The organism is Streptococcus penaeicida (genome assembly GCF_002887775.1).
In the GTDB taxonomy this organism is placed as follows: Bacteria; Bacillota; Bacilli; order Lactobacillales; family Streptococcaceae; genus Streptococcus; species Streptococcus penaeicida.
Genome location: NZ_LOCM01000021.1, coordinates 40980 through 54092, shown reverse-complemented (window position 1 = coordinate 54092; position 13113 = coordinate 40980). Strand labels below are relative to the sequence as shown.

The following is a 13113-nucleotide window of genomic DNA, read 5'->3' as shown; positions in this document are numbered from 1 at the left end:
GGTTTGGTCCTCATGGCCAATAATCTACTGAAATACAATAAGAGAATGATAAGAAATTAAAAACAGAGAATCACATCAAACGTGAGTCTCTGTTTTTATTAGTTATGAAGACTTTTGTCCCAGCCTCTTCTTATTGTTTAACCAAACTAGAGCCACCTAAAGGATAAGAGTAGTCAAATTCTGAATTGATACCTGTTTGCCACAAAACTGGAAGAAGACTTGTTCCTTGCAGTTGGAAACCAAAGGTATATTTAATATTAGCCCCACCAATACCACCAGGAATCATAATAGCTTGGTTATAGCCATTATTACCGACTAACTCATAGTAACCATTACCACGATCATAAACACCATTAAAATAGGCAGTTTGAGCTTGAGCATAACGGACATATCCTGACGACTTGTCTACCCGTGTAACGGTTCCATCTGCTGAAATCGTAATTGTTACTAACCAATCTGTATCTGGCTGAACAGTCCAAGTCCCAACCAAAGCAGCAGGTATTGGTAAAAGGGTTGGGGTAACTACAGTATTAGCTACCACTTCTTGGCTTTGACTAGTTGTGTTAGTTTCGGCACTTGCATTTGTTTGTGCCTTAGTGACACTTCCATCTGAAAGACTAGCTTCAGAAATAACTTGGGAACTTGCTTTTGAAGATTTTTCTGAAACAGCATTTGCTTGACTAACTGTATCGCTATTTAGAGTTTGATTTTCTGAGCCTTGAGCAGTCACTCCATGCTCTTCTTGTGGGAGACTAATATTATTTTGAAGACTGGAAATTGTAGCTTTTTTACCGTCAACTTTTTGACTATCCTTTACAACTGCTTTACTTGCGGCTTTTTGATGACTAACTGGAATAGCTTTGTTGTTGAATTGTTCTTGAGCACTCTCTTGATCTTGACCAAGACAAAGAATACTTGAACACGCCAATGTAAGAACTACTGCACTAATCATAATTTTCTTTTTCATTTTTTCGCTCCTTATTATCCTATTTTTTTATTTTCAAATAGGTCTTCTCTCCATTACTGTTTAAAAAATGGATGTTTATCAGCTTCTATGGATTGCCCCATTGTGATGGAATCTTGATTATAGACAGTACCTATATGGGCGTTTTTCACTCCAGCTGGTGTAACCAATAAGCCTGCCCCCGTTATACTAGCAAGGTAACAATTTTCATGGATATAGCCATTACCAATTTTGTCTTGAGCTCTAGTTACTGTATCATCCGTCTGTTTATAGTCACGTGTGAAACTGCCGTCAGCAGCAATAATTAAGACTTCCCCTAAATCATTTTTCCAGGTTCCTGCAATTGGGGAATAGTCCTGTTTTTGTAAACTTGTTAGTAAGGTTTGTGCTGAACTAACTTTTTCATTTCCTGCTTCATTAGAAGGGCTTGTAGATTGGCTACTGCTTTCCTGACTCTGAGGCTGATCGGTTTGACTTGTGTTTTGTTGACTAGTATTAGTTGTTTCAGATTTAGAAGACTTTGTCTTATCTTCACTTTCACTTGCTTTTACTTTTATGGATTTTGCTTTTTTAACTTGGGTTTGGCCAAATTCTTTTTTAGCCTCCGTCTCTTGAGAATTCGAGGACAGCATTTTAAAAGCGAAAAATAGGCTTAACATTATTCCAAGTACTGAAAGTGCAATAGCTAATCTCTTTTTCATAATAGGACTCCAAATGTCTTTTTATTTTTATTTCATTTTCATTATAGCACTTAAAAATTAATTTGCAACACTTTCGTAATATTTTTGTAACAAAAGTTACTTGTAAGTAACTTAAATGCACAAAAAAAGCTAAACCTGACTGTTTAGCTTTTAATATATTTACATTTTTTCTTCTAATTGAACATCTGGTTATTTGTCTGCAAACCAACGAAGGGCGAAATCATTTTCAAATAAGAATACAGGTTGATCAAAGCGGTCCTTAGCCAGAATATTACGACTTGAAGACATGCGTTGATCTAGGTCTTCTTCTTTAATCCAACGAACTGTTTTCTTGCCCATAGGTGTCATCACGACTTCAGCATTGTATTCGCCTTCCATGCGGTGTTTGAAGACTTCAAACTGCAGTTGTCCGACAGCACCTAACATATACTCACCAGTTTGGTAATTTTTATAAAGTTGGATTGCGCCTTCTTGAACCAATTGTTCCATCCCTTTATGGAATGATTTTTGTTTCATGACATTTTTAGCAGAAACCTTCATAAAGATTTCTGGAGTAAAGGTTGGAAGAGGCTCAAATTCAAACTTATTTTTACCAACGGTTAAGGTATCACCAACTTGGTAAGTACCTGTATCATAAACCCCGATAATATCACCAGCAACGGCATTTTGCACATTCTCACGAGACTCTGCCATAAACTGCGTCACATTGGAAAGTTTAACACCTTTACCCGTACGACTTAAGTTAACACCCATCCCTTTAACAAATTCGCCCGAAACAATCCGAACAAAGGCGATTCGGTCACGGTGACGAGGATCCATATTAGCTTGGATTTTAAAGACAAAACCAGAAAAATCTTTATCTAAAGGATCAATAACTTTTTCTTCTGTTGTTTTATGGCCATGCGGCTCTGGAGCAAATTCTAAGAAGGTATCTAGGAAAGTTTGAACACCAAAATTAGTAAGGGCTGAGCCGAAAAAGACAGGTGTTAATTCACCAGCAAGAATGGCTTGCGGTGAGAATTCATTTCCCGCTTCTTGGAGTAACTCGATATCATCAAGGACTTGTTCATAAAAGGGATTATTGGCAAAGAGTTTAGCTCCTTCGTCAAATGCGGCAAAGCGTTGGTCACCCTTATAAAGTTCTAGTCTTTGGTTATGAAGATCATAAAGGCCTTCAAAAGCTCTTCCCATACCAATCGGCCAGTTCATTGGGTAAGAGGCAATTCCTAGAACTTCTTCTAGTTCTTCTAACAGTTCTAAGGGTTCACGACCATCACGGTCTAATTTATTAATGAAAGTAAATACCGGAATACCGCGGTGTTTAACGACTTCAAAAAGTTTTTTAGTTTGTGCTTCAATACCTTTGGCTGAGTCTACAACCATGACAGCAGCATCGACTGCCATTAGGGTACGGTAGGTATCTTCTGAGAAGTCCTCATGCCCTGGTGTATCAAGAATGTTAACCCGTTTGCCTGCATAATCAAACTGCATCACAGATGATGTAACAGAGATTCCCCTTTGTTTTTCAATGTCCATCCAGTCTGATTTGGCAAAGGTTCCTGTTTTCTTGCCTTTTACGGTACCAGCTTCACGAATTTCACCACCAAAATAGAGCAATTGCTCAGTAATTGTTGTTTTACCAGCATCCGGGTGACTGATGATGGCAAAGGTGCGTCTTTTTTTAATTTCTTCTTGTATTGACATAGCTCTTCCTTACATACTTAGGCTTCAATTTTTTTTATCATTTGGCGTCGTTCATGCGACTGATATCTTTTTCTACATGGGTCTAGTCCTTCATCTCTTACTATCAAAAAAGAGTTGTAATTTCGACAACTCTTTTATTATATCGGAATTTAAAGGCTTTAGCAATGACTACCCTTTACCAATCGGAAACAGTATTTCGTCTGGCATGAAATAGCGCTGGTAAGCTAATTCTACTAGCTTAGCTAAAAGCGTCAAGACTAGAGTGACTGCTGTAAAATTAAAAATCAGATTATGACTATGGATTAGGGGGAATTCATAACAAAACCATAATTGCCTTTTGTCAGAAGGTTGACCAAGATCAAACTTAGGTTGAGAGAGGCTAAGAAAGTTAGGTTGAATTTCACAGAGCTCATTTGGGGCTGATAATGAATCAACAGATAAATTAATGCATTGACCATTAGGGCATAGTGAGCTAAATAAAAGGCAATATTTGTGGCATGGGTCATTGGATAGGGGTAGAGATCCGGCGATAATAAGGCTAGGATTGGACCGCCAACTCCTAAAAGCATGAACAGTTGTTTTGCTTTAGTTTTATTTGGCAGAAGAAAAACGGCCAACATACCCATTCGACAATGATATAATGGCAAAGCTTCGTTGAGGGGGAAACCTTTGAGGATATACCAACCGTACAGAGTCACAAGTTGTGTCAATTGAAGCACTAAAAAGAACTGGCGAAAGCTGGCATTTTGATAATAACGGATGGTTAAATAAAGTAATATAGGAATCAAAGCAAGTGTAAGCAGATAAAAACTAAGGGGTACTTGAGGGATTCCACTTGGTTGCAATGCAAAAAAAGTCATAAAGCTCCTTTCTTGATTTTTTCATTATACTAATCTTGTTTTAAGGACAAGATGGTGGGTAAACTAATAATCACAAGGAGTTTACGACTTTTGAACTTTAGGTTAAATCTTTGACCAGCTGAGCCAAATTCATTGAATTACTACCTTTTAGAAGAATTTGATCATGGCTTCCTAGGATTTCTTTAAGGTGTTGCTTCATTTGATCAAATTGATCAATCTCATCTGTTTTCTTAAAGAAATAAACTTTACCGATGGGATACATTTGACTAGCTAATTGTGCTAACCCTTCAATATCGTCACCATAGAAAATTAAGTCTTGGATCTGATCTGGATTTAGAGCTGTTATCAACTGTTTATGTAAGTCTACTGAAGTTGGTCCTAACTCTTTCATATCAGCTAAGACGGCAATTTTTTTTCCATCTTTATTGGCATCAATTTGGGCAAAAGTTTCTAAGATTAAGCGCATAGCAGTTGGATTTGCGTTATAAACATCAGATAAGATATCTGCTCCGTTTGCTGCTACTTTCCACTCTGTACGGTTTTTTGTGAGTTGAACATTTTCAAGAGCTTCGACAATATCTTCATCAGCAACTGCTAAAAGTTTACCGACATAAGCTGCCAACATGGCATTGGTTGCATTGTATTTACCAGATAGTGGTAAGGTAACAGCCTTGTCTAAAACATTTGTTGTAAAGGTAAGGCTGTTTTTGCTTTCTTGAATGTCTTTAACATAGATTTCTTGTTGGTCACCAAAACGAATAACCATTTGATTTTCAGGTAAATAAGGATCAACAATTGGATCACCAGGAGCTAATAAGATACCATGAGAATCCATGCCTTCAGTGATCTGCATTTTTCCTTCAGCAATTTTTTCACGACTGCCAAAAAATTCTAAGTGGGCTTCACCAATAAGCGTCACTACTGCAATGTGAGGCTCCGCAATTTCTGAAAGCAGTTTGATATCACCCATATGGTCTTGCCCCATCTCCAGAACAATTTTTTCAGTATCATCTGGCATATGGAAAATGGTGTAAGGCAAACCAATTTCGTTATTGTAATTACCTTGTGTTTTATATGTTTTATAAGTCGTTGCAAGAACGGCTTCAATCATGTCCTTGGTAGAGGTTTTACCATTAGATCCTGTAACTGCGATAACATCTAGACGCATTTTTTCAATGTAATAATGAGCCAGTTGTTGAAATGCCTTTAAGCAATCTTTGACCAAGATATACGGTCTACCTTCAATAACTTTCTCAGAAAAAGTTGCGGCCGCACCATTTTCAAAGGCCTTATCAATAAAATCATGACCATCCATGGCTCCTTTTAAAGGAAGAAAAAGGTCGCCTTTTTCAATTTTACGGCTATCAAATTCAATTTGATACAGGGGAACGTCTTCGAATTCGGAAATAGAATTCTGAGCCTCCACAACTTTGGCAACTTCGTGTAATGATAGTTTCATATTTATTCCTTCTTTTTCAGTGACAAAAAAATGTTACTCCTATTATACCATATTTCACATGGAAAGTTAGGAGATTTTCAATTGAATCAACTTATGCTATAATCTTTCCTAGAAAGTTTTTGATGACTTTCTAACAGAGTAGATGATTTGCGTCAAGTGTATGTGAATGGGATGTCGTCACATAACGAAGCTTTTAGCGCGGTAAATCATTGCATCCGCTGTTACTTAGTTAACAGCTCCCATTTTATATAAAGGAGCCTTATATGTCACCTATTTTTAATGGACCAAAAATGTCCGTTCAACGTCTTGTCTCTATCGCTATGCTAATTGCCCTAACCCTAGTCATTAGCAAATTTTCAATACCAGTTATTCCGCAACAATTGGTTATTAGTTTTGCCTTTATCGGTAATACCATGATTGGCATGATTGCTGGTCCAATTTGGGCTTTTATTTCCCTAGCCCTAGTTGATGTGGCTGATAACCTAGCCAGTGGGTCAGGTAATTTCATCATTTGGTGGACCCTAATGGAGGCTGTTCAGGGGCTCTTGTATGGTTTTTTCTTCTACCGGAAACCACTGTCAACAGCCAATAAAAAAGACTGGCTTTATGTTAGCCTAGCAACAATTATCATCATGTTGTTTGGAACCTTCATCTTTACACCTCTTTTGATTCAAATCTACTTCCATGTCCCATTTTGGGCTCAATATGCAGCAGGAAGATGGTTTAAAGTCTTTGAAATCCCTCTTCGGGTCGTTATCACCATGTTATTAGTGCCAGCCCTTCAAAGAATACCTGAAATCAAAAAATTAAATCAAGCCTAAGAAAAAGAACAAAGTGTCATCCCCACTTTGTTCTTCTTTTTTTAAATTAAATGACTTTCGCGTTTTTCAAACATTTCAACTGCCAATGCAACTAACTCTTCAATGAGATCAGAATAAGCCAGCCCCATGTTTTCCCATAATAATGGTACATTGACCATTGGGTAAAGCCAGGCATTGTGTTTAACTCATTGAGGTAAATTTTGCCATCCTTGGTCATGAAGAAGTCACAGCGTGACAAGCTACAACCTCCCAGAGCTTTAAAAGCACTTTCAGCATAGTGACGCATTTGGTCAACAATGTCATCCTCAATTTCAGCTGGAATAGCCATGGTAATTTTATTATCGATGTATTTGGCTTGATAATCATAGAAGGCCACATCCTTAACAACTTCTCCTGGAAGTGTTGATTTAACATGAACATTACCTAATAGACCGACTTCAATTTCACGCGCATCCACGCCTTGTTCAATGAGAATACGACTATCATATTTCAAGGCCAGTTCAATAGCCGCCTTTAAATCATTCTCAGAATCAGCTTTAGAAATACCAACTGAAGAACCCATATTGGCTGGTTTAACAAAAATCGGAAAAGTTAATTTTTCCATCGTTTCTTTTAAACAAGCTTCAAGTGAATTACCTTCAACATAAACGGTATAGGCTACTTGTGGAACACCTGCAGATTCAAGAACACGTTTAGTTGTAATTTTATCCATAGCAACACTTGAAGAAAGGATATTAGTACCAACATAAGGCATTTTCAGAACTTCTAAGAATCCTTGAATAGAGCCATCTTCACCCATAGGACCATGCAATACAGGGAAGACAACAGCTTTTTCTTCATAAATATCACTAGCCTTAATTTTGACTTTTTCATCAATGGTTTGGTTCGTCATCAATTTTTCATCTTGAGCAGGTGTTTGATTGAATTCCTGTGTTTTATAAAAGTCACCAGCTTGTGAGATAAAGTAGGTTTTTACGAAAAAGCGATCATAATTAACAGCACGCATAACACTTTCTGCTGATAGAACTGAGACTTCACGTTCTGCTGAACGACCACCATATAAGACTACTAATGTTTGCTTAGACATTTCTATTTTCCTATCTGAATTAAATTTCTATTAATTATAACAAAAATTGTAAAGCATTTCAAAATCAAATATGAAATAATAAAAGAAGTTGGTCTGCTTATCTTCTCCCCCCATTTTCTTAGATTTAAACTAAGTTTTCTGGGCAATAAGACATTCCAACTTCTTGAATGAGCACAGAGTGAAAATACTGTCATTATTCTTTTGATACTTTTCTATTGTAGTTCAGACGGCAGCGACTAACCTTGTGATTCCATGCCTAAATCTTGAGCCTCATGTCTCAAGATTTCTGAGTGACTTTTAATTAAAAAAATTTGTCACTACACTACGATAGAAAAGTATCTTATTGCAATACCTCAAAAGTAAAATTAGATAATTCTTGAAAAGAAATCAAACCCGATAGTAACAATTACTTACCTTGGAATATTTCTCCAATTTACACTAGGATAATATAATACTAAGATCAAAACTATTATTCTAGTATAAAACTGCTAGTTTTTCTTTAACAGTCACTTCCTTGAGTGTTAAAGGCGTCAATTTTTCCTATGGAAATAATTCTAATGATTTTTAGTAAAAAGACTTTTCTTACAATTCCGTTCGATTTTCGATGGCTCTTAAAAGAGTTACTTCGTCAGCATATTCGATATCTGAACCTACTGCTAGTCCTCTTGCCAGGCGAGTTACTTTAATACCTGCTGGTTTTAGGACTCTGGAAATATACATTGATGTCGCTTCACCATCGGCAGTAGCGTTGGTCGCAATAATGACTTCATTGACTTCACTATCCATAAGACGGGTAATTAATGTTTTTAAATTAATATCATCTGGTCCAATACCATTCATAGGAGAAATTAAGCCGTGTAAGACATGATAAAAACCGTGATATTCTTGAATTTTTTCCATGGCTGAAACATCTTTAGCATCTTCGACAACCAAAATCTTACTTTTATCGCGGTTTGGATCCTGACAAATTGAACAAGGGTCTTCATCTGTGAGATTACCACAAATCGAACAATAACTTAATTCTCGCTTTGCCGCTAATAGATTTTTGGCAAAATCATTAACGTCATCGTCATTCATCCAATCGTGTAAAAAGCTAAACGTGTAGCTGTTTTTACACCAATACCGGGTAATTTCGAATAGGATTCAATTAATTTTGCAATCGGTGTAGGGTATAACACGTCTTCTCCTTTATTGACCTGCTTCTTTGGACAGGTACAAATTAATAATATCTCTTGCCATATGTTGATGGGCTTTTGCTAAGGCATCACTTGAATGAGGGTAAAGAACTGCTACAGCAATCTGCGGTTCGGTACTTGGTCCATAAGCAACCACATTTAAGTTAAAGGTTGCTTGGACATTGCCGTCCTTATCTTTGTAATAGGTCTCGGCTGTTCCGGTTTTTCCACTAATTGTAACCGCCGTTCCGGCCAGATCTTTACCTGTCGCATAGGCACTGCCACTATTAACCACTTGATAAAAACCTTGTTGAATAATGGCCAACTGTTCTGGTGTCAGAGCGACTTGATTCAATTCTTTTGCAGATAAGTTGCTCTCTAATTGACCTAAACCCTTACTGCCATCATTTTTATAGACACCTTCAACCAAATGAGGTGCAAGGCGTTTGCCGCCATTAGCAATGGTTGACACATATTGGGCTAGTTGCATAGCAGTATAGTTATCGAACTGCCCGAAAGCTTCGGTAACCACATTAGATACTGTATAGTCTTTGGCAAGATAACCTGTTGACTCACCCGGTAAATCAATACCCGTTGGAGCACCCAGGCCAAAGCTAGCATAGGTGGCACGTAAAGCCTCCATAGCCTTCTTCATGCCATCAGTCGTCAAGGCCATACCGACATGGTAATCTTGACCCATCATTTTGAGGGCAATTTGGACCATATAAGTATTTGACGAATATTCCAAGGCTTGAATAGCTGAAATATTTTGTTGACCGGCCGTAAACCAAGAATTAATGGGCTTAGAATTACCAAACTGGATAGGTTGGTCTGTCAGAATCTGGTCGCCAGCAATAACACCCGACTGCCAGCCGGCTGCCAGAGTCGCACCCTTAACAACGGAACCTGGCGTAAAGACATTGGTAATGGTACCTAGAGCGTTCTTTTCCATTTTACCAGATTCAGGGTCGCGTTCCAAACCAGACATGGCTAAAACAGCACCCGTCTTAGGATTCATAGCTACAGCATAGGCTCCCTCAGAGTAACGTCCATTACCATTGCTAACTTCTGCGCTAAAATATTTTTTGACAATCTTATCAACCCCATCTTGAAAATCAGTTGAAATGGTTAGTTTAAGATTTTTCCCCTTTTCACCCTTATGCGTCACCTTATTTGAAACAATTTTACCATTGCGATTGGTTTTTATCTCCCGAATTTCCCTCTGCCCCTGCAATTCGGCTTCATATTGTTTCTCTAAATAAGAAGTTCCGACACGGTCGTTGAGAGCATAACCCTTTTTCAAATAATCCGCCGCATCTTCTTGGGGAAGACCAGCCTCGGGACTAGAAACCTTACCAATGATTGAAGACAGACTAGCATCCTTAGCAACCCGATTCCAATCTTTTGTTAGAGAGATTCCTGGAAGCTTGGCTTTATCGGCTACCAGCATAGCCATTTCTTCTTCTGTCAAGTCACCAGTACGTAAATTAACAGTATAGAAATTAGCTGCCGCATTCATTTGATCAAAAATGGAAATAATTTTTTCTTCCTCTGGAGAATAATTTAATTCCATCTTCTTAACCGCAGCCACTGCATTTTGATAAATACGTCCTTCTGTGAAACTATTTCCAAAATGATCGGCTTTTTTGGCTTTAGGTAGTTTTTCAACCACTTTGGCGTAAACATCTGGATCTGCCAAATAATAATCAATCTTAGCTCTTTCAGTTACCTTTGTATCTGTAAAAGGAACATAAGTTTGTAAATCATGAGCTAATTGCTTTAAATCTGATGCGGAAACCGCAGGACTTCTGGTAAAAGCAATCGCATCTTTGACATCATTGTCGACCAACAGTTTACCTTTTTGATCAAAAATCATCCCTCTAGGTTTTGATGTTTTAACACGGTAAATAGTCGAAGCCTTTAATTTAGCATCGTAAAATGCTTTATCTTCGATCTGCATTTGTGATAGTCGCAAGACTAAAGCAACAAATAATATAACAATAATTAAAAATAATAAATTGATACGTCGAGGTATACTTGCCTTCTTTTTAACAATAATCGATGATGAAACTTCTTTTTTGATGACACTACCTCCTTTTGAAACGTCGCCTACTATTTTATCATATTTTACAAAAATAAGACCGAGAATCATTTCTCGATCTTAAAATTTTAGGTTTCTTAATCATGCTCAGGATGATGAAAAGCGAGGTAGTAAAAGAGACTCACAAAAACGGCTCCACCAATAATATTTCCAGCATAAACAAAGGTGAAATTTTGTATGAATTGTAACCAGTTGGCTCCACCTTCAAAAATGGCAGCTGGGATAACAAAGGCATTAGCTACACTATGCTGGAAGCCCAAAGCTACGAAAGTCATAACTGGGAACCAGATGCCTAAAACTTTACCACTGGCATCACTAGCTCCATAATTGAGCCATAAAGCTAAGCCAACAAACCAGTTACAGCCGATACCGGAAACAAAAGCTTGGACTGGACTAGCCGCAATTTTAGCCTGAGCGACATGTATCACTTCTTCTTTAAAAATACCTGTTGACGTCAGACCTAAGAAATGACCAAAAACAAAGGCTACAAAGAAGGCGCCAATGATATTAAAGATGGTAATGGTTAACCAATTTGACAGTAAGTCTTTCAATGATATTTTTTTGGCAAAGAAAGTCGCTGAGACAGCCATCATATTACCAGTAATTAATTCACCACCCGCCATCAGAATAATGATTAAGCCGATTGGAAAAGCGCAAGCCCCGAGAATACTTGAGAAAGCACCGAAAGTTTCTAAACCACTAGCAGCAATCCGGACATAAAGCAGGTATCCGAGACTGATCATGGCACCACCAATAAAACCTAAGATAGCTTTAGCTAAAAATGACTTCTCAATTTTATGATGACCTATTGCAATCGTCGCCTTCAATATTTCTTCTGGACTTTTCATATTTACCTCAATTTTTGTTATAGATTTCACAATACTGTATAAGTATACCAATTTATTAAAAAAATGCAAGCCCTTTCGAGGGCTTGCATCCTATTAATTGGTGGCAATTTTTAAGCCTAACTTTTTGGTTAAGGTCACCCATAACCATGAAGCTAAGAAGAAGTCGACCATACCATGGATTAAGGTTCCTAAACCAACAAGTCCAAGAATGGACCAAATGTAAGACATTTCTGTATGGGCTGTTCGCGTCAGCAGTAAGACTACTAAAAATTCAGCCAAAGCATGAATGAGATTGATAATCAGTGCAAACGGTACTAACTGTACTGGGTTTTGTAGGATTTCAGGTCTCTTTTTGATAAGTACAGCAGCAATACCTGCGAAGGCTAAGTGAGAAAAAGCACGCATCACTATCACAATTGGAAATCCTGCTAAAAAGAAACCTAAAGTTGTTCCTAAAGCTACAAAAATGGCTACTGGAAGTGAAATAAAAGTGGCTAAAAATAGAGGTAGATGACTAGCCAGAGTAAAAGAAGCTGGGCCTATAATAATTTTAACGGGCATAATCATTGGAATTAAGATGCCAAATGCAACCAAAATTGAAGCATAGGCAATAGTTTGAGTTGGTTTTTTTGTCATTATAATCTCCTTTTTATATAAATGACATTATAACCAAAAACATTACAGGTGTCAAGACACCTGTAATGTTTTAGTTTTGATAGAGAATTCCCGCTTCTAATAAGTCTTTTTTTATCTTTTCAAAACCAGCCTGGTCTTTACAGGAAACCAAGTGACTGTGAAGGCCATTAGTCAATGAAGATAATAATTCCGCCTGTGACTTCTCAACTTTTTTGATAAAATCGACAATGTCTTCCTGACTTCTGATATTGAGAGGTGCCGTTAACATGCCATAGATAGGATGTTCTACTTCGACTGTCGAAACGATTCCCCCATTAGTTACAATAATGGACAGCTCTTCAAAGGTTTGCGCCTCAGTATGTTGACAAACTAAGCGTGCCGTAAAGGCATTTGAATAAAGAGATTTGCGCATTAAGTAGCCCTTTGGCGTCGAAATAATATCATTCTGTGACGCCCTCAATAAAGCCACGTCGCCCACAATGACTTGACGACTGACCTGCATTTTCTTGGCTAATTGACTAGCTGAAATTGGCTCTTGCTGCTCCTCTAGGATAGCCAAAACTTCTTGTCTTCTTTGCTCTGCTTTCATCTCATTCCCTTTCACTGCTTTCTTGCATTCTATCTTACCACATTTTCCTTTTCTGGACTATGCTTTAAGAAATCGCGGAGCACTAAAAAACGCTGTTTGGTTGACTCTCTTGTTCTACTGTCAAGTCAGCTGGGAACCTTTGGGATTCCCTAAATTAGAAACAAAGTA

General features: G+C 37.7%; 9 protein-coding genes, 3 pseudogenes and 1 riboswitch. Of the genes and pseudogenes, 1 reads left to right on the top strand and 11 read right to left on the bottom strand.

Features of this window, described 5'->3' with window-relative positions:
• Window positions 1-130: 130 nt before the first annotated feature.
• The 5 genes and pseudogenes from AT575_RS05550 to AT575_RS05530 form a co-directional block, all read right to left on the bottom strand.
• Entirely contained in the window at window positions 131-967 is an 837-nt protein-coding gene (locus tag AT575_RS05550; protein WP_102777511.1) for a hypothetical protein, read from the bottom strand.
• A gap of 53 nt (window positions 968-1020) precedes the next feature.
• On the bottom strand, window positions 1021-1665 hold the full coding sequence (locus tag AT575_RS05545; protein WP_102777510.1) for a DUF6287 domain-containing protein: 645 nt from the start codon (window positions 1663-1665) through the stop codon (window positions 1021-1023).
• A 189-nt stretch (window positions 1666-1854) separates the two neighbouring features.
• Window positions 1855-3369, bottom strand: a complete 1515-nt coding sequence (locus AT575_RS05540) for a peptide chain release factor 3 (RefSeq protein WP_102777509.1) — start codon at window positions 3367-3369, stop codon at window positions 1855-1857.
• Window positions 3370-3537: 168 nt separating this feature from the next.
• Window positions 3538-4229 (bottom strand): annotated as a pseudogene (locus AT575_RS05535) (TMEM164-related integral membrane acyltransferase).
• Between the two features lie 97 nt (window positions 4230-4326).
• Complete coding sequence (locus tag AT575_RS05530; protein ID WP_102777508.1) at window positions 4327-5688, bottom strand: UDP-N-acetylmuramoyl-tripeptide--D-alanyl-D-alanine ligase; 1362 nt, start codon at window positions 5686-5688, stop codon at window positions 4327-4329.
• Between the two features lie 132 nt (window positions 5689-5820).
• Window positions 5821-5911, top strand: a riboswitch (THF riboswitch).
• 40 nt (window positions 5912-5951) lie between these two features.
• Here AT575_RS05530 and AT575_RS05525 point away from each other — a divergent pair.
• On the top strand, window positions 5952-6509 hold the full coding sequence (locus AT575_RS05525; protein ID WP_065361242.1) for a folate family ECF transporter S component: 558 nt from the start codon (window positions 5952-5954) through the stop codon (window positions 6507-6509).
• A gap of 41 nt (window positions 6510-6550) precedes the next feature.
• Here the strand turns inward: AT575_RS05525 and AT575_RS05520 are convergent.
• From AT575_RS05520 to AT575_RS05495, 6 genes and pseudogenes are all read right to left on the bottom strand, one after another.
• Window positions 6551-7596 (bottom strand): annotated as a pseudogene (locus AT575_RS05520) (D-alanine--D-alanine ligase).
• Window positions 7597-8178: 582 nt separating this feature from the next.
• Window positions 8179-8774: pseudogene (recR, locus tag AT575_RS05515) on the bottom strand (recombination mediator RecR).
• Between the two features lie 10 nt (window positions 8775-8784).
• On the bottom strand, window positions 8785-10923 hold the full coding sequence (gene pbp2b, locus AT575_RS05510; protein WP_102777507.1) for a penicillin-binding protein PBP2B: 2139 nt from the start codon (window positions 10921-10923) through the stop codon (window positions 8785-8787).
• Between the two features lie 26 nt (window positions 10924-10949).
• Window positions 10950-11720 (bottom strand): formate/nitrite transporter family protein, encoded by a 771-nt coding sequence (locus AT575_RS05505; RefSeq protein ID WP_102777506.1) that lies wholly within the window; start codon window positions 11718-11720, stop codon window positions 10950-10952.
• A 93-nt stretch (window positions 11721-11813) separates the two neighbouring features.
• Window positions 11814-12356, bottom strand: coding sequence for a hypothetical protein (locus AT575_RS05500; protein WP_102777505.1), 543 nt, complete (start codon window positions 12354-12356; stop codon window positions 11814-11816).
• A 70-nt stretch (window positions 12357-12426) separates the two neighbouring features.
• Window positions 12427-12945 carry a transcription repressor NadR gene (locus tag AT575_RS05495; RefSeq protein WP_102777504.1) on the bottom strand — a complete coding sequence of 173 codons (519 nt, stop codon included), beginning with the start codon at window positions 12943-12945 and terminating at the stop codon, window positions 12427-12429.
• Between the last annotated feature and the right edge of the window lie 168 nt (window positions 12946-13113).